Raw genomic sequence first — 17279 nt, forward strand, 5'->3', positions numbered from 1 at the left:
TTTACTCGGCGCGTGTTTACTTAAAAGACCAGTTCAGTTGCGTACGAGTGAGTAACCATGTCCGTCGTCGCCGAGTTGCTTTACTCGCGCCGCGCACCGCAGGTCGCGGTGCTGGCGCTGATCTCCTTCAGCTTCGCAGGGTGCAGCGCCGACATGTCGTCGCGGCTGTCCCAGTCGAACTTCTCCAATCCCTTCGCGTCCGAGCAGACCGGTTCGGTGCAGCAGGCACCGCCGCCGCAGCGTGAGCTGCCGCAATATTCGCGGCCGCAGACGCAGTCCGGCTATTACCAGTCGCAGCCCTTGCCGCCGCCGGCGGTATCCGCGCCGCAATCCTATCCGGTTGCGGCAGCTGGCGTGTCCGGAGGCGGCCGCGGTATCGGCTCCTACGCACCCCCGGCACAGCCGCATCTGGAGACCACGGCCACCGTGCCGCCGCGCTCGGTCGCGGCCGCCCAGCCAGCCGGCGGGACCAAGATCATCGTCGGCACCAGCGATACGCTCGACGTGCTGGCCAGGCGCTATCACGTCACGCCGCAGGCGATCCTTGCCGCTAACGGCTACAAGGGTCCGCGCGCACTGTCGCCCGGGCAGCAGATCATCATCCCGCATCCGGCCGCGACCGCGCCGGCGATGGCTCCCGTCGCCGCGGCGCCGGCGCCCGCTGCGAGGCCGGTTGCGGCCGTCGCTGCCGCGCCGGGCACCTACTTCGTCAATCATGGCGATACGCTCGCCAGCATCGCCCGCAAGAACCATATCTCTACCGCCGAACTCGCCCGTGCCAACGGCCTTGCGCCGTCGACCAAGCTCAAGCTCGGCACCAAGCTGACCGTGCCGGGTGCCAAGACCGCAGCTCTCACTGCGCCGGTTGCTGCGTCTCCCGTCATGGCCGCCCCCGTCGCGGGGACGCTGCAGCCCGTTGCTGCTGCGCCCGCTACCAAGATGGCCGCTGCTGCCGCGCCGCTGCAGAGCGCGCGCCTGGCCCAGGCCACGGCCAATGTCGAGGAAAAGACCGCCGAGGCTCCGGCGAAAGCGGCGGAGACCACCAGCGCGCTGCCGACCTTCCGTTGGCCGGTGCGCGGCAAGGTGGTCACGAGCTACGGCGCCAAGACCAATGGCAAATCCAATGACGGCATCAATCTCGCGGTGCCCGAGGGTACGCCGATCAAGGCGGCAGAAGACGGCGTCGTCGCCTATTCCGGCAACGAGCTGAAGGGTTACGGCAATCTGGTCCTGGTTCGGCACTCCAACGGCTACGTCACCGCATATGCCCATGCGAGTGAGCTGTTGGTGAAGCGCGGCGATACCATCAAGCGCGGTCAGGTCATTGCCAAGTCGGGTCAATCCGGGGAGGTGGCGTCGCCGCAGCTCCACTTCGAGATCCGCAAAGGATCGAGCCCGGTTGACCCGCTTCAATTCCTGAACGGCGCGTGAGGCCTGCGCTTCAGCGGGGTACACTTCCGCCACATACGCGCTGTCATCGCCCGCGAAAGCGGGCGATTCAGTAGAGAATCCCCGCTTTCGCGGGGAATGACAGTTGTGGGTGGCTTCGGGCTCCCGCTACGTCGCTGCCAGCTTCACGCCCAGCCGCCCGGCGAGTTCCTGCACGAACTGCCAGGCGACGCGGCCCGAGCGGGAGCCGCGCGTAGTCGACCATTCCAGCGCCTCGCGCTCCAGCGCCTCGTCGTCGACCTTGATGCCGAAATGGCTGCAATAGCCGCGGACCATCGCGAGGTATTCGTCCTGGCTACAGCGGTGGAAGCCGAGCCACAGTCCGAAACGGTCCGACAGCGAGACCTTTTCCTCGACGGCTTCGCCGGGATTGATCGCGGTCGAGCGCTCGTTCTCAATCATCTCGCGCGCGAGCAGGTGGCGGCGGTTGGAGGTGGCGTAGAGGATGACGTTCTCGGGCCGGCCCTCGATGCCGCCTTCGAGCACGGCCTTGAGCGACTTGTATGACGCATCATTGCCGTCGAAGGATAGATCGTCGCAGAACACGATGAAGCGGAAGAACGAGGCGCGGAGCTGCTCCATGAGGGCGGGCAGGCTCTCGATGTCCTCGCGGTGGATCTCGATCAGCTTCAGCCTGTCGGCCGGTCTGCGCTCCGCGTTGATGCTGGCGTGTGCGGCCTTCACCAGCGACGACTTGCCCATGCCGCGCGCGCCCCAGAGCAGGGCGTTGTTGGCAGGCAGCCCGCCTGCGAAACGCTCGGTGTTCTCCATCAGGATGTCGCGCATCCGGTCGACGCCCTTGAGCAGGAACAGCTCGACGCGGCTGACCCGCGGCACCGCCGCGAGGCGGCCGTCCGGGTGCCAGACGAAAGCATCCGCCTGCTTGAACGACTCACGTTCGACGGCGGGCTTGCCCTGGGCGGAGAGGTGCGCTGCGATGATCTCCAGCGCGCGGACGATACGCTCCTGGGAGAGGCCGGAAGCAGGCTTGGAAACTGCCTTTAAAACGGCCTTGGGGGCTGCCTTGGGGCGTTTTGCCGCGACGCGGGCAGGCTTCGTGGCAGGGGTGCGGGGGCCTTTGCTGGCCGGGCTTTTGCTTGGTTTTTTGGGCATGTCCGAAGTTCCTGAGAATGCAGCCTTATCGGGCCTGACGGCGCGCCGCAAGGTGGCCAAAAGGGCGGTCTGGCAGCGTTGCAATTGGGGCAATGGCCGCTATAGTCCGCGCGAATTTGACCGAGCCGGTCGCCTTTGAGGGCCTGACCGGCTTTCCCCCGTTTCCACGAGGATCGTCCGAATGCTGATTACCCCTGCGTATGCCCAGGCCGCGGGCGCCGGCGACACCAACAGCATGTTGATGTCGCTGCTGCCGTTCGCCCTGATCTTCGTGATCATGTACTTCCTGATTCTGCGCCCGCAGCAGAAGAAGGTGAAGGACCATGCCGATCTCGTGAAGAACATCCGCCGCGGCGACACCGTGGTGACCTCGGGCGGCCTCGTCGGCAAGGTCACCAAGGTCGTCGATGACGACCAGATCGAGTTCGAGATTTCCGACGGCGTGCGCGTGCGGCAGATGCGCCAGATGATCTCCGGCGTTCGTGCCAAGGGCGAGCCGGCCAAAGAATCCGCCAAGGATAGCGCGAAGGAAAGCGCCAAGGACGACAGCGCGGCGAAGTGAGCGCTTCCGCGAGCATCTCAAGTCTCCCGATCTGACAGGTCCAGTCGATGTTGTATTTCACGCGGTGGAAAGCGCTGGGGATTATCCTGACGGCGCTGATCGTGTGCCTCTGCGCGGTCCCGAATTTCTTTCCCGAAGCGCAGGTCAAGACCTGGCCCGGCTGGGCGCAGCGCCGGCTCGTGCTCGGCCTCGATCTCCAGGGCGGCTCTTATCTGCTGCTGGAGGTCGACGGCGCTTATGTGAAGAAGGAGAGGCTCGACCAGGTCCGCGACGACGTTCGCCGGACGCTGCGCGATGCGAAGATCGGCTTCACCGGCGGCGTCACCGTGCGCAATGACGCGGCCGAGGTTCGCATCACCAAGGAATCCGACGTGCAGCCCGCGCTCGCCAAGCTGCGAGAGCTGTCCCAGCCGCTGGGCGGGCTGATGGGATCCAGCGGTCAGCGCGACCTTGACGTGACGGACGCCACCGGCGGCGTGATCCGCCTGAGCATCCCGCAGGCCGCGATGCTCGACCGCATGCGCAAGACCATCGAGCAGTCGATCCAGATCGTCGAACGCCGCGTCAACGAACTCGGCACCGTCGAGCCTGTGATCCAGCGTCAGGGCAACGACCGCATCCTGGTGCAGGTGCCCGGCCTTCAGGACCCGACCCGCCTGAAGGAACTGCTGGGCAAGACCGCGAAGATGGAATTCCGCATGGTCGACACGTCCGTGCCGCCGGATCAGGCGCAGCAGGGGCGGTTGCCGCCGGAATCCGAGCTCCTTATGAGCGCCTCGCCGCCGCCCACACCCTATGTGGTCAAGAAGCAGGTGCTGGTTGCCGGCGGCGATCTGACCGATGCCCAGGCGAGCTTCGACCAGCGCACGAGTGAACCGGTCGTCAGCTTCAAGTTCAACACCTCGGGTGCGCGCAAGTTCTCGCAGGCCACGCAAGAGAACGTGGGGCTGCCCTTCGCGATCGTGCTCGACAACAAGGTGATCTCGGCGCCCGTCATCCGCGAGCCCATCACCGGCGGCCAGGGCCAGATCTCGGGCAGTTTCACCGTGCAATCGGCCAACGATCTCGCGATCCTCTTGCGCGCCGGCGCGTTGCCGGCGCCTCTAACGGTCGTCGAGGAGCGCACCGTCGGTCCGGGCCTCGGCCAGGACTCGATCGAGAAGGGCGAGCTTGCTGCCTATGTCGGCTCGATCCTGGTCATCATCTTCATGCTGCTGACCTATCGCCTGTTCGGCGTGTTCGCCAACATCGCGGTGGCGATCAACGTCGCGATGATCTTCGGCCTGCTGTCGCTGCTCAACGCCACGCTGACGCTGCCCGGCATCGCCGGCATCGTCCTCACCGTCGGCATCGCGGTCGATTCCAACGTGCTGATCTACGAGCGCATCCGCGAGGAATTGCGCGGTGGCCGCAACGCGATCTCGGCGATCGACGCCGGCTTCAAGCGGGCGCTCGCGACCATCCTCGATTCCAACATCACCACCTTCATTGCCGCCGCGGTGCTGTTCTACATCGGGACCGGTCCGGTGCGCGGCTTCGCCGTGACGCTCGGCATCGGCATCATCACAACGGTGTTCACCGCCTTCACCCTGACGCGGCTGATCGTCGCCGGGTGGGTGCGGTGGAAGCGGCCGCAGAGCGTGCCGATCTAGGAGCCTGATCGTGACTCACACCGTTCTCATCGGGCTCGGCATCCTGATTGCCGTCCTCACCGTGGTTGCCGCGCTTGGGCTGCTGCCGTCGCTGCGCATCGTTCCGGACGATACGCATTTCGACTTCACGCGTTTCCGCCGCATCAGCTTCCCGATCTCGGCGGCGCTGTCGATCGTCGCCATCACGCTGTTCTTCACCCACGGCCTGAATTTCGGCATCGACTTCCGCGGCGGCACGCTGCTCGAGGTGCAGGCCAAGTCCGGCACTGCCGACATCGCCGCGATGCGCACGACGCTGGACGGCTTGCGTCTCGGCGAAGTCCAGCTCCAGCAATTCGGCGGTCCCGCCGACGTTCTGATCCGGGTCGCGGAGCAGCCGGGCGGCGACGCCGCCCAGCAGGAGGCGGTGCAGAAGGTCCGCACCGCGCTGGGTGATTCCGTCGACTATCGCCGCGTCGAGGTGGTCGGCCCGCGAGTCTCCGGCGAGCTCTTGGCCTACGGCATGCTCGGCCTGATGCTCGCGATCGTCTCGATCCTGATCTATCTCTGGTTCCGGTTCGAATGGCAGTTCGCGCTGGGAGCCATGATCGCCAACGTGCACGACATCGTGCTGACGATCGGCTTCATGTCGATCAGTCAGGTCGATTTCGACCTGACCAGCATCGCGGCGCTCCTGACGATTCTCGGATATTCGCTCAACGACACCGTCGTCATCTATGACCGCATCCGTGAAATGCTGCGGCGCTACAAGAAGATGCCGATGCCGCAGCTGCTCAACGAGTCCATCAACTCGACGCTGTCGCGTTCGATCATCACCCACTTCACGGTGACGCTGGCGCTGCTGGCGCTGCTCCTGTTCGGCGGTCATGCCATCCACAGCTTCACCGCGGTGATGATGTTCGGCGTGGTGCTGGTCGGCACCTACACCTCGATTTTCATCGCGGCGCCGATCCTGATCTATCTCGGCGTCGGCGAGCATCGCGAGGATGCGCCGGATACGGCTACGCCGGCGAAGAAAAACAAGGCATGATCCGAACCGCATGCCCTCGCAGGAGTTTACGGGGGCAGGAAGCCCATTCGGATGAAGCTGATGGCCGGCGATCCCAACGCACCGCATTTCCCTCGTTCGGCACCGATCGAAGCCTATGGCAAGGGCGGCTTCGCCTTTGCCGGCATGTCGCATCGAGGCTCGCTGCTCTGCCTGCCTGACGCGATCTGGGCCTGGGACGTGACGGACCCGGCGAGTATCGATCGCTATTCGCTGGATCGGGTCTTCACGGCCGCGAGCAGCATCGACACGCTCCTGATCGGCACCGGAACCGGCGTGTGGCTGCCGCCGCCGGACCTGCGGCAGGCGCTGAAGGCGGCGAGGGTGGTGCTGGACACGATGCAGACCGGCCCTGCCGTGCGCACCTACAACATCATGATCGGGGAACGGCGCCGCGTCGCGGCCGCGCTGATCGCGGTGCCATGAGCAGCACTGCGCCGGCGCCCGACACCGTGTCCTTCTGCGCCGACCTCGTGCGCAGCCACGACTTCTCCCGCTATGCTGCGACCCTGTTCGCGCCCGCCGCGGAGCGCCGTGCGCTGCTGGCGCTTTATGCCTTCAATGTCGAGATCGTCCGCGTCCGCGACCAAGTGAGCCAGCCTTTGCCTGGCGAAATCCGCCTGCAATGGTGGACCGACATGCTCTCGGGTCATGTCCATGGCAGCGCCGAGGGCAATCCGGTGGCGGCGGAACTGCTGCGTGCGATCCGCGATTTCGACCTGCCGGTCGAGCCGCTGTCGCTGCTCGCCGACGAGCATCAATTCGATCTCTACAACGATCCGATGCCGACAATGGCTGCGCTCGAAGGCTATCTGGCCGCGACTTGCTCGGCATTGTTCGAGCTTGCGGCCCGGATCATGGTGTCACCTTCGGAAGCTGGCGAGCATATGGCCCGTCATGCAGGCTTGGCCCAGGGCATCGTGCAGGTGATTGCCAATCTGCCGCGTGATGCGGCGCACCGGCAATTGTTCCTGCCGCAGCAGCTGCTGGCGAGTCACGATTGCAACATGGAGGATGTGTTCGCCGGCCGGGAGACGCCGAACTTGCGCGCCGTGCTGGACCAACTCGCGGGCGAGGCACAGCAGCATCTGGCAACGGCCTCGTCATTGCTGGCGGAGGTGCCGGCGTCGGCACGGCCGGCGTTTCTGCCGCTGAGCCAGGTGCGGGCCGACCTCAAGCGCCTGTCGCAGCCAGGGCGCAATCCGTTCACGCCGCAGTCCTCGTCGCGGTTGCGCACACTGTGGACGTTGTGGCGGGCTTCACGATCCCGGGAATTTACCAAATAGCGGTTGGCTTATCGCCTCGAGCCGCCAAATGCCCTATGCTGTCCTATGGCTGAGTTGTCCCCAATCACGTCCTCCGGTCTCAGCGGGTTTCCGGTCGCACCGGGCGACATTCATGCCGCCGCCGAGACCATCCGCGGCGCCGTCATCGAGACGCCCTGCGGCTACAGCCGCACCCTGAGCAACATCTGCGGCTGCGACGTCTGGCTCAAATTCGAGAACCTCCAGTTCACCTCCTCGTTCAAGGAGCGCGGCGCGCTCAACCGCCTCGCGGCGCTGACGCGGGAGGAGCGTGCGCGTGGCGTCGTTGCGATGTCGGCGGGTAATCACGCGCAGGGCGTTGCCTATCACGCCAGGCGGCTCGGCATTCCCGCCACCATCGTCATGCCGGTCGGCACGCCCATGGTGAAGATCGAGAACACCAGGCACCATGGCGCTGAAGTGATGGTCACGGGCGCAACGCTGGAGGAGGCGGCCGCTTTCGCGCGCAGCCACGGTGAAGCCCGCGGCATGATCTTCGTCCACCCCTATGACGATCCGCTCGTCATCGCGGGGCAGGGCACGGTCGGGTTGGAGATGCTGAAGGCGGTGCCGGAGCTCGATACGCTGGTCGTCCCGATCGGCGGCGGCGGGCTGATCAGCGGCATCGCCATTGCCGCGAAATCGATCAAGCCGTCGCTGCGGATCCTCGGTGTCGAAGCCTGGCTTTATCCCTCAATGTACAACGCCATCCATGACGGCAATCTGCCGGCTCGCGGCGACACGCTGGCCGAAGGTATCGCCGTGAAATCGCCGGGCAAGATCACGACCGAAATCGTCCGCCGCCTCGTCGACGACATCGCGCTGGTGAACGAGGCCGAGCTGGAGCGTGCGGTTGCGACGCTGATCTCGATCGAGAAGACGGTGGTCGAAGGCGCCGGAGCCGCCGGCCTCGCTGCGCTGATGTCGGATTCGACCCGATTTGCCGGTCAGAAGGTCGGCCTCGTCCTGAGCGGCGGCAATATTGATACGCGGCTGATCGCATCCGTGCTCACCCGCGAGCTCGCCCGCGAAGGGCGCCTGACTCAGCTGTCGCTCGATATTCCCGACAGGCCAGGCCAGCTGGCCGCTGTCGCGACGCTGCTGGCCGAGGCCGGCGCCAACATCATCGAGGTCTCGCACCAGCGCACCTTCTCGGACCTGCCGGCCAAGGCGACGTTGCTGCAGCTCGTCATCGAGACCCGGGACAGCGCCCATCTCGACGAGGTCATGGCGAGGCTCGGGGCATCCGGGTTGAGCGCGCGCTGCACCTGAGCGGCGCGGCACTATCGCGGCGCCAGGGCCGCGAGGTGGCCGATCAACCGATCAATCTCGGCCTCCGTATTGTAGTAGTGCGGGGAAGCCCGCACCACCGGTGGCAGCGAGCGCACTTCGGCATCGATCCGTGTGCTCGCGGGATCTGAAGCGCCGATGGTGATGCCGGCCGCAAGGGCACTTTCGACGACAGCATCTGCCTGATGCCCCTCCATTGTGAAGCTGACGATGGCACCCGGTGCGCGTCCAAGGTCGCGAATCCTGATACCGCCAATGGCGGCTAGTCCGCTGCGAAGGCGGTCCGCAAGCAGGCGGCAGCGCTGCTCGATAGGACCGATTCCAATATCGAGCGCATAATCGACGGCAACCCCCAACCCAAGGCGTGCCGCGTAGTTGTTTTCCCAGGTCTCGAAACGGCGCGCATCGTCGCGAAGCCGATATTCGTCTCGCGAGACCCAGGGCGCTGCGAAGTGGTCGATCATCGGCGGCTCGAGCTGTTGCAGCATCGCGCGGCGGACGTAGAGAAAGCCGGTACCGCGCGGGCCGCGCAGGAATTTGCGCCCCGTCGCAGACAACATGTCACAGCCGATGGCTTCGACGTCGACCGTCATCTGGCCGACCGCCTGGCAGGCGTCGAGCAGATAGGGGATACCCCGCGCCCGCGCGATCTTGCCGATCGCCGCCGCGGGATTGACCAGTCCGCCATTGGTCGGAACCCAGGTGATCGCGATGAGCTTGACGCGCTCGTCGATCATGCGTTCGAGCGCCTGGATGTCGAGCTCGCCGCTGGAATCGCTCGGCACCACGTCGATGATCGCGCCGGTGCGTTTGGCGACCTGAAGAAAGGCGACATAGTTGGCGGCATACTCCGCCTCGGCGGTCAGGATGCGGTCGCCCTTGCGAAACTCGAGCGCGTAAAACGCCATCTGCCAGGCGACCGTCGCGTTCTCGACAAGCGCGATCTCGTCAGGCGCGGCTTTCAGCAGCCGGGCCACCGAACCGTAGACCGCGTCGAGCCGATCGGCCTCGAGGTCGGCGGCGGCATAGCCTCCGACCTCGCTCTCCAGATCGATATGCTGCTTCATCACCTCGGCGACGGGCACCGGCATCAGCGCCGCCCCGGCATTGTGAAGGTAGGCAAGCCGGGAGGCGGCCGGCGTGTCGGCGCGAATTCGGTTGATGTCGATCAAGTGATTTTGCCTCGTGCTATCGTCGCTTCAGTGCGGCATTTCTTCGAACTGCGGCAGGTTGAGCGGCGTGTTCCATGACATGCGGCGCTTGGTGAACATCTCGAGCTTCGGTGCGACGAGGTCGGGCCGGTCGAGACTGCCCAACTGGACGAAGATCGTCCCAGGGAAACTGTCGAGGTTCGACGTGAAGACCCGCGAACCACATTCCGGGCAAAAATTGCGATCCAGGCCTTTGCCGGAATTGGCGATGTAGTGAAATGTCTTCGGCTTGCCGCTGAGAAGCGTGAAGTCATCCTCGGGCACCGCGAAGAAGGTCGCCATCTCGCCGCCCGAGGCGCGCTTGCAATCGTTGCAATGACAATTGGCGATGAAGGACGGATCGGTGTTGAATTCGAACTTGATGGCGCCGCAAGCGCATCGAGCTGTATATTTTTTGGCCATAGATCGCCTCAGGTTGGTCCAAGACTCCGGCGCGGTAATATTGGCTGGCCTGAGACGTCCACGCAACAGTGCCGCCGCCGCGGCGTCTCGTCTCAGATGCAGAGGCCGAGCAGCCTGATGTGGCAGCTGCTGGATTTGGGCTTGCTTGCGGGCGCGGCCTCGCGCTTCACGGCAACCAGAGGCTCCCCGTCTTTCTTGCCTTTGCCCTTGCCCTTCGGTTCGTAGTCTCCGGCGATCACCATCGCCCAGTAGGTGCGCTTGCCGCTGTCGGTCTTGGCGCTCGCGATGCCGACGCGGGACGCATTGTGCAGCAGCAAATTCTTGCGGTGCCCTGACGAGTCGATCCACTGGCCGAGCGTCTTCTCGAAATTGTCGTAACCGTAGGCGATGTTCTCGGCGGCGCGACCTGCGCCGGCTGGTGCGACGCGGCGGTTGAACGGGCCGAGGGCGTCGTGACTGAGGTCGTCCTTCGCCGCCATCGCGCGGGCCTGATCCATGGCGATCCGGTCGAGGGTTGAATCGCGGACGACGCGGGCTTCACCATGCTTGAGGCGGAAGCTCGAGATCAGCTCGGCCGGGGATTCGGCCATTGCGGGAGCGGCGGCCATCAGCAGAAGGCTGGCAATCAGGCCGCCAACCACACGACGCATCATCGTCCCCCGAGTGCCCATGATCCCACCAAGTCCCGAATTATCCGGTCGCTTCTCTATCGCCAATGTGGACGCTTCAAGGCGCGGGCGGCCTGTCAGCTCGCTGGCAAGTCCGCCTCGAAATTGAAGCGGTCGCGCAGGTTCTTGCGTTGCTCCAGGATGTCCTTGAGGAAGGCGCGGTCCTGGTCGTTCTTCATCATCGGCTCGATCAGGTCGAGCTGGTTCATGGCGACCAGTTGCAGGATCTCGGTGCGCGGTTTGCCGCCGGAATCGCGGGGCAGCGCGTGGACGATTTGGATATGTTCCGGAGGCTTCGGACCCTTGGCGGCCGCCAGCTCGTTGCGAAGCTGGCCTTCGAGTGCGGCCTGATCGGCTTCGACGAAAGCATAGAGTCCAACCCCGGAGCGGCGGTCGGCAAAGGCGACGATGGCGGTGTCGCGTACGGCGGGATTCTTGCGGATCAGTTCCGCCAGCACCGGGGCGTCGTTGACGAGCCGGCGGCCGCCGCCCTCACGGTCGGTGAAGTTGAACAGGCCGCGGGTGATCGCGCGATAGACCTTCTTGCCCGTGGCGAGCCACAGGCTCGCGGCAACGGATTTCTTTGCGAGGATCTTGCGCTCGCTCGGTGTCAGCGCTTCCGGCGCGTAGGAGCGCTTGTGCTTGAGCAAATGCCGGAGGTCTTCATAGGCGAGGATGCGATAGAGCCGGCCGCGTCGGTTGAAGCAGGCCGCGAGCTGGAAGTCGGTCACGTAGGCACGGCCGTCACGGCCGACCAGCCAGTTCTGTTCCTTGGCGAGATCATTGTGGCAGATGCCGGCGCGGCGCAGCCGGCGCAGCGCGGCCTTGGCCGAGCGGAAATAGACGAGGTCGCCATGCGGTTTCGCCAGATGCAGCGCGACGCCGTCGACGAATCCGCGCACCAGCGCGCGGCGGCCGGCCCACAGCAGTTCGGGACCGACGTTCAGGCCCTTGGCAAGCGTCAGCGCGTGCTTCTCGCGGGCGAACAAATGGCGCGCCAGCAGGAACGACCACCACGGCACCTCGTCGAGGCGGCGCAGCACCGCGTCGACCTCGCCATTGGCACCACGGAAGCGGCCGCGCTCGACGGTCGAGAACACGTCGCGCTTGAGCAGCACGCCCTCGGTCCAGCGCGCCGAGAGCACCGCGGCGTCGTCTTTTGGGAGGCTCATCGAAAACTCACGCGGCTGCGGCAATGCGCAAATGATCGGCGATCCAGCGATCGAGATCGGCGAGCGCCAGCGCGCTCATCGCCTGCTTCTTGGCCACCGTCTTCTCGTTGCCGCGCAGGCGCGTGCCGTCGGGCTTCTTCGTCGGTGCGCTGGCGAGCGGCGGGAACAGGCCGAAATTGATGTTCATCGGCTGGAACGACCGCGTGCCGGGCTCGATGGTTTCGATATGGCCGCCGGTGATGTGGCCGAGCAGCGATCCGAGCGCCGTGGTGCCCGGCGGGCTCGCAAGCGTCTCGCCGCGTGCATCTGCGGCCGCATAGAGGCCGGCGATCAGGCCGACACTGGCAGACTCCACATAGCCCTCGCAGCCCGTCATCTGGCCGGCAAAGCGCAGCCGCGGCTGTGCACGCAGGCGCAACTGGCCGTCGAGCAGCTTTGGCGAGTTGAGGAAGGTGTTGCGATGCAGGCCGCCGAGGCGGGCGAACTCCGCCTTCTCAAGCCCCGGAATGGTGCGGAAGATACGCTGCTGCTCGCCGTATTTCAGCTTCGTCTGGAAGCCGACGATGTTGTAGAGCGTGCCGAGCTTGTTGTCCTGGCGCAGTTGAACGATCGCGTAGGCTTTCGTCGCAGGATCGTGTGGATTGGTGAGGCCAACGGGCTTCATCGGCCCGTGGCGCAAGGTCTCGGGGCCGCGCTCCGCCATCACCTCGATCGGCAGGCAGCCGTCGAAATAGGGCGTGTTGGTCTCCCATTCCTTGAACTCGGTCTTCTCGCCGGCGATCAGCGCGGCGACGAAGCCGTCATACTGCTCCCTGGTCATCGGGCAGTTGATGTAGTCGGCACCGGTGCCGCCGGGACCGACCTTGTCGTAGCGCGACTGGAACCAGGCCACCGACATGTCGATGGATTCGCGGTGGACGATCGGTGCGATCGCGTCGAAGAAGGCGAGCGCATTCTCGTCGGTCAGCTCGCGGATGGCATCAGCCAGCGGCGCGGAGGTGAGGGGGCCGGTGGCAACGATGACGTTGCTCCAGTCGGCCGGCGGCAGGCCTGCAATCTCGCCGCGCGCAATCTCGATCAGGGGGTGATCGTTCAGCGCCTTGGTGACGGCCGCTGAGAAGCCGTCACGGTCGACCGCCAGCGCGCCGCCGGCGGGCACCTGGTTGGTGTCTGCCGCGCGCATGATCAACGAGCCGAGGCGGCGCATTTCGGCATGGAGCAGGCCGACGGCGTTGTTGGCGGCATCGTCCGAGCGGAACGAATTGGAGCAGACGAGTTCGGCAAGTCCGTCGGTGCGGTGCGCCTCGGTCGTGCGGGTCGGCCGCATCTCGTGCAGCACCACGCGCACGCCGGATTTGGCCACCTGCCAGGCGGCTTCTGAGCCGGCAAGGCCTGCGCCGATAACGTGCACGGTATTGGATTGGGGTCCTGTCATGGGGCGGACAGGTAGCGCTTTTCGGCGGCCAGTGGAATCGCCGAGATCGAGTTTTCTGCCATCGGATACGACAACGCCCGCACGAGGCGGGCGCTATCGGTTCGTCCAGTTAGGGCTGAACGATTTCAGCCCTGATACTGACCGGCGGCAACGCGCGGGATGTCCGAGCGATCGAGGCCGATGTCGGCCAGTTCGCGATCGCTGAGCTGGGACAGCTCGGCAACATTGCGCTGATAGTCCCGGAAAGCCTGGATCATGCGGATGAGCGAGAGCAGCATAGGTAGTCTCCTGTAGTTCGATTCAGCCCTTGCCCGGGCCTCATCGTTGAAATGAATATAGGTGAGAGTGGTGCACTGCGAAAGTTCCGATGTTGCGATGCAGCTAAGCGCCGAATGCATAGCGTCGGTAACGGACGATTAACTTGAAAGCACTCCCGCCCAAAGGGCAGGCGGAGTGAGGACTAAGGGGCAGTAAAATCCCGTGAATTCACGGATTTAGTCGAGATTTTCGTGCTCGTCTGGATCTGAAATAGGTTCAGTTCCAATCATTCACAAGGCAATCGATCAGCGCCTACACCCAATTCTCGCATGCGCGAATCGCATGAGCCTCAAATATAAAAACTGATTTTAAATTCATTTCAATCGCCTGCGAGCTGACTCTGCTCCGACGGGTATGCGCCAGCGAAGCGTTTGGATTGGGCCGCCTGATCAACATGCGAAAGAGGGCCAAGCTAGGGGCGGACCGGATCCTGGCTTCGCTTGACAGCCGAAGCCGCCGCCTAATGCAGTGCACACACGCCGAACGTGTAGGATTCATTACGAGATTGTAATGAAAATCAGAAATTCCGCATGCGCCTCTGCTTCCCGCGCAACATCACGCAATTCTCGCGAGGAATTTATTGCGGCAAGTTGTCGCGCCCGATGAAAAGTCATGTCGCAGATTCCGGCAATGTCGCCGGGTCTGTCGCAAGAACAAGAGAAGGAAAGTAACGTCATGACGAAGTTACTCGGGGTTATCGCAATTGCTGTCGCCGCATTCGCCGTCGCGCCGGCTCAGGCTGCCAAGCACGCTGCCGGGGGCTGCAACTCGGGCAATCTGGAGAAGACCGAGACCGCGATCGAGAACATGGCCGATGGTGACGGCAAGTTCGTCGCGCAGAAGGAGATCGCGGCTGCTCAGGACGCGCTGCTCAACGGCAAAATGGGTGCGTGCGGCGCGCATCTGAACAAGGCGATGCACGCCACCATGGGCAAATAGAAACGTCGAGAGGAAGACGCACTGAGAGGGCCGGTCGCCAGCCGACCGGCCCTACGCGTTTTGACGAGGGGTTGCTAGACTAAGGGGCGTGTGCGAGCTGGGTGGCGAAATGCGCGACGGTCTTCGAGTAGACCTCGCTCTTGTTCCACTGCTGCAGCACCGCGAAGTTCGGACTGCCCGGCTGCCAATCCTTGCCCTTCTGCCAGCCATAGCCGGCGAGATAGTTGGCGGTGGAGGCGAGCACGTCGGGCGCGTTGTGCAGGAGATCGCGCTTGCCATTGCCGTCGAAATCGACGGCGTATTTCATCCAGGACGACGGCATGAACTGGGTCTGGCCGAGCTCGCCGGCCCAGGCGCCCTTCATGTCGGCCGGCGCGAGGTCGCCGCGCTGGACGATGCGCAGCGCGTCCAATAGCTCGGCCCGAAACTGCTCGGCGCGCCGGCAGTCGTAGGCCAGCGTCGCCAGCGAGCGGATGGTTGCGAACTTGCCGGTATTGACGCCGAAATCGGTCTCGAGACCCCATATCGCGACCAGGACCTCGCCCGGGACGCCGTAGGTCTGCTCGATGCGCGAGAGCACCGAGCCGTACTGCTTCATCATGTTGGAGCCGCGCATCATCCGCGGCGGCACCATGCGGCCGGAGAACTCCTCGAAAGTCTGGTTGAACACCTTTTGCGATCGGTCGCGGTTGAGCACGCTTTGGTCGAGCGTGACGCCGGCAAGTCCGGCGGAAATCGCCTGCTGCGAGATACCTTTGGCGGCGGCGTCGGTTTTGAAGTCCGCAAGCCAGGCGTCGAAATTGCCCGAGCCGCAGGCGACAGCGGCAAGCGCTGGTGCGGTGGACAGGATTGAGGCGGAGAGGATGAAGGCTGCGAGAGCGAGACGAGAAATCGTCGGGGTCATTCGAGTAAATGAATTCCGTGAAGTGATCTGACCGGCGGGGCGTAATCTCGATTGTAACCGCGGCCAAAGCAAGGCGCGTGACAGCGCGATCCTGCCCGGCCCGGGGGCAGGATCGCATGTCACGATATCGTCAGGCGTCCGTCCGATTGCGCCAGGGGAAGAGGTTGGCGGGGAAGTCGGCGGCCGGCTTGCGCGGACGATGCGGCGGCGGCACCGGACGCGCGCTCGGATCGGACACGATTACCTTGCGGTAGAGATGCCAGGTGGCGTGGCCGAGCAGTGGGATCACCACGGCAAGGCCGAGGAAGGCCGGGATCGTGCCCAGCGCCAGCAGCACCGCCACGATCAGACCCCAGGCTGCCATCGGGACGGGATTTTTGGCGACGACGCGCAGCGACGTCACCATCGATTCGAACGCGCCGGCATGGCGATCGAGCATCAGGGGGAATGATACGGCGCTGATGCAGAGGGCGGCGAGCGCGAACAGGAATCCGGCGCCGCAGCCGACCACGATCAGCCACCAGCCTTGCCTTGTCGTCAGCACGCGGATCAGAAAATCCGAGATCCCGGACGCGCCCTCATAGCCGAACGCCGCGACATAGATCGCCTGCGCGGTCGCGACCCAGGTCACGAACAGTGCGAGCAGCAGCGTGCCGAGTCCCAGCATGGCGCCGAACGAGGGCGAGCGCAGCACTTCCATGGCATCCCAGGCGCTGGCCTCCTCATAGCGTTCGCGCCGGCTGGAGAGTTCGTAGAGGCCGAGCGCGGCGAACGGGCCGATCAGCGCGAAGCCTGCGGCCAGCGGGAACAATAGCGGCAGCACTGAATAACCCATCACCACGCGGGCGAGCACGAGGCCCAGCACCGGATAGATCACGCAGAGGATGATGGCGTGGCTCGGCACCGCCTTGAAATCCTCCCAGCCGCGCCGGAGCGCGTCGTGCAGATCGGAGAGTTGGATGGTTCGGATCACCGGTCCATCCGCATCCGCGGTCTGGACCACTGTGGGCACATTGCCCTGGTAGAGGGTGGCCATGGTCGCTAGCTCCTTGCCAAGCGGCCGAATTCGGCGCCGGTAACGGCGCAAGCGGCCGCACTTCTGAGTTTCGCGATCCCAACCAGACGCGAATTCCGGGTGGCATCGCGAACTGAACATGAACCGTACGCCTATTTCCGAGTCCTGTCCCTCACGCCTGGGTGAGATTCGATGCCGCAGCGCAACCTCGATGACGTCATTCGGTCGTCATTTCGCCGCAGATAAGCTGATGCTGGTTGCTGTTTCGCGGAACTTCGCGGGCGCAACGCAGTAACTTCGTCTATAAGTGCCACTCAAGGCCTTTCCAACGGATCCTTCTCGGGGAGCAGACATGAGCATTTTCGGAAAAATCATGGGCGCGATCTTCGGCAGCCACCCGGCTTCCGCCGCGCCCGCAGGCGGCGCTCCCTCGGGCAGCGCGCCCGCAGGCGCCGCTCCAGGTGGATCGGCGCCTGCTGCCGCGCCCGCGTCGACAGTGGACGTTGCTGCGATCGTCGACGCGGCGGTCGCGGCGCACAAGGGCGAGAAGCTCGAATGGCGCACCTCGATCGTCGACCTCATGAAGGCGCTCGACATCGACTCCAGCCTTGCTGCGCGCAAGGATCTCGCCAAGGAGCTCGGCTACACCGGCGACACCAACGATTCCGCGAGCATGAACGTCTGGCTGCACAAGCAGGTGATGTCAAAGCTCGCCGCCAATGGCGGCAAGCTGCCGCCGGAAATCAAGCACTGACCGATCGTTCGGTTGCAAGCCAAGGGCCCGCGCGATGCCGCGG

18 protein-coding genes are annotated in these 17279 nt (G+C 64.8%); 9 read left to right on the plus strand and 9 right to left on the minus strand.

Features of this window, described 5'->3' with window-relative positions:
* The first annotated feature begins 57 nt into the window (after nt 1–57).
* On the plus strand, nt 58–1431 hold the full coding sequence (locus JQ572_RS29345; protein WP_211386318.1) for a LysM peptidoglycan-binding domain-containing M23 family metallopeptidase: 1374 nt from the start codon (nt 58–60) through the stop codon (nt 1429–1431).
* 126 nt (nt 1432–1557) lie between these two features.
* Here the strand turns inward: JQ572_RS29345 and JQ572_RS29350 are convergent, their stop codons facing one another.
* A complete protein-coding gene (locus JQ572_RS29350; RefSeq protein WP_211386319.1) occupies nt 1558–2562 on the minus strand; it encodes an ATP-binding protein in 1005 nt (334 codons plus the stop codon).
* 181 nt (nt 2563–2743) lie between these two features.
* On the opposite strand from JQ572_RS29350, the gene yajC reads away from it, so the two are divergent.
* From yajC to JQ572_RS29380, 6 genes are read left to right on the plus strand one after another with little or no spacing between them, the layout of a single operon-like run.
* Nucleotides 2744–3124: a preprotein translocase subunit YajC gene (gene yajC / locus JQ572_RS29355; protein WP_211386320.1), complete on the plus strand. Its 381-nt coding sequence runs from the start codon at nt 2744–2746 to the stop codon at nt 3122–3124.
* Nucleotides 3125–3171: 47 nt separating this feature from the next.
* Nucleotides 3172–4776 (plus strand): protein translocase subunit SecD, encoded by a 1605-nt coding sequence (gene secD, locus JQ572_RS29360; RefSeq protein WP_211386321.1) that lies wholly within the window; start codon nt 3172–3174, stop codon nt 4774–4776.
* A 10-nt stretch (nt 4777–4786) separates the two neighbouring features.
* Nucleotides 4787–5806, plus strand: coding sequence for a protein translocase subunit SecF (gene secF, locus JQ572_RS29365; protein WP_211386322.1), 1020 nt, complete (start codon nt 4787–4789; stop codon nt 5804–5806).
* Nucleotides 5807–5866: 60 nt separating this feature from the next.
* Nucleotides 5867–6250, plus strand: coding sequence for an Mth938-like domain-containing protein (locus tag JQ572_RS29370; protein ID WP_211386496.1), 384 nt, complete (start codon nt 5867–5869; stop codon nt 6248–6250).
* Nucleotides 6247–7110: a phytoene/squalene synthase family protein gene (locus tag JQ572_RS29375; protein WP_211386323.1), complete on the plus strand. Its 864-nt coding sequence runs from the start codon at nt 6247–6249 to the stop codon at nt 7108–7110. The genes JQ572_RS29370 and JQ572_RS29375 overlap by 4 nt, the downstream gene beginning before the upstream one ends.
* A 45-nt stretch (nt 7111–7155) precedes the next feature.
* Nucleotides 7156–8400: a threonine ammonia-lyase gene (locus tag JQ572_RS29380; RefSeq protein ID WP_211386324.1), complete on the plus strand. Its 1245-nt coding sequence runs from the start codon at nt 7156–7158 to the stop codon at nt 8398–8400.
* An 11-nt stretch (nt 8401–8411) separates the two neighbouring features.
* Here JQ572_RS29380 and JQ572_RS29385 read toward each other — a convergent pair whose 3' ends face one another.
* The 6 genes from JQ572_RS29385 to JQ572_RS29410 all read right to left on the minus strand — a co-directional run bounded on the left by JQ572_RS29385 (nt 8412) and on the right by JQ572_RS29410 (nt 13584).
* Nucleotides 8412–9590 carry an aminotransferase class V-fold PLP-dependent enzyme gene (locus tag JQ572_RS29385; RefSeq protein WP_211386325.1) on the minus strand — a complete coding sequence of 393 codons (1179 nt, stop codon included), beginning with the start codon at nt 9588–9590 and terminating at the stop codon, nt 8412–8414.
* 27 nt (nt 9591–9617) lie between these two features.
* Nucleotides 9618–10031, minus strand: coding sequence for a GFA family protein (locus tag JQ572_RS29390; protein ID WP_211386326.1), 414 nt, complete (start codon nt 10029–10031; stop codon nt 9618–9620).
* 92 nt (nt 10032–10123) lie between these two features.
* Nucleotides 10124–10681 (minus strand): CAP domain-containing protein, encoded by a 558-nt coding sequence (locus JQ572_RS29395; protein WP_211386327.1) that lies wholly within the window; start codon nt 10679–10681, stop codon nt 10124–10126.
* A gap of 95 nt (nt 10682–10776) precedes the next feature.
* Nucleotides 10777–11871, minus strand: coding sequence for a serine/threonine protein kinase (locus tag JQ572_RS29400; protein ID WP_211386328.1), 1095 nt, complete (start codon nt 11869–11871; stop codon nt 10777–10779).
* 7 nt (nt 11872–11878) lie between these two features.
* Nucleotides 11879–13306 (minus strand): methylenetetrahydrofolate--tRNA-(uracil(54)-C(5))-methyltransferase (FADH(2)-oxidizing) TrmFO, encoded by a 1428-nt coding sequence (trmFO, locus tag JQ572_RS29405; protein WP_211386329.1) that lies wholly within the window; start codon nt 13304–13306, stop codon nt 11879–11881.
* Between the two features lie 125 nt (nt 13307–13431).
* Nucleotides 13432–13584 (minus strand): DUF1127 domain-containing protein, encoded by a 153-nt coding sequence (locus JQ572_RS29410; RefSeq protein ID WP_007590701.1) that lies wholly within the window; start codon nt 13582–13584, stop codon nt 13432–13434.
* A gap of 652 nt (nt 13585–14236) precedes the next feature.
* Between JQ572_RS29410 and JQ572_RS29415 the strand changes: the two genes are divergently transcribed.
* Nucleotides 14237–14563: a hypothetical protein gene (locus tag JQ572_RS29415; RefSeq protein ID WP_211386330.1), complete on the plus strand. Its 327-nt coding sequence runs from the start codon at nt 14237–14239 to the stop codon at nt 14561–14563.
* Between the two features lie 79 nt (nt 14564–14642).
* Here the strand turns inward: JQ572_RS29415 and JQ572_RS29420 are convergent, their stop codons facing one another.
* Both JQ572_RS29420 and JQ572_RS29425 read right to left on the minus strand, forming a co-directional pair.
* The gene (locus JQ572_RS29420; protein WP_211386331.1) at nt 14643–15467 is read right to left on the minus strand and encodes a lytic murein transglycosylase; all 825 of its coding nucleotides are present in this window, start codon (nt 15465–15467) and stop codon (nt 14643–14645) included.
* Between the two features lie 130 nt (nt 15468–15597).
* Nucleotides 15598–16503, minus strand: coding sequence for a DUF2189 domain-containing protein (locus JQ572_RS29425; protein ID WP_211386332.1), 906 nt, complete (start codon nt 16501–16503; stop codon nt 15598–15600).
* A gap of 331 nt (nt 16504–16834) precedes the next feature.
* On the opposite strand from JQ572_RS29425, the gene JQ572_RS29430 reads away from it, so the two are divergent.
* A complete protein-coding gene (locus tag JQ572_RS29430; protein ID WP_211386333.1) occupies nt 16835–17236 on the plus strand; it encodes a DUF3597 domain-containing protein in 402 nt (133 codons plus the stop codon).
* The last annotated feature ends 43 nt before the right edge of the window (nt 17237–17279 follow it).

Origin of the sequence: Bradyrhizobium sp. SZCCT0153 (assembly GCF_018129995.1) — a bacterium.
GTDB classification, from domain to species: Bacteria; Pseudomonadota; Alphaproteobacteria; order Rhizobiales; family Xanthobacteraceae; genus Bradyrhizobium; species Bradyrhizobium japonicum_G.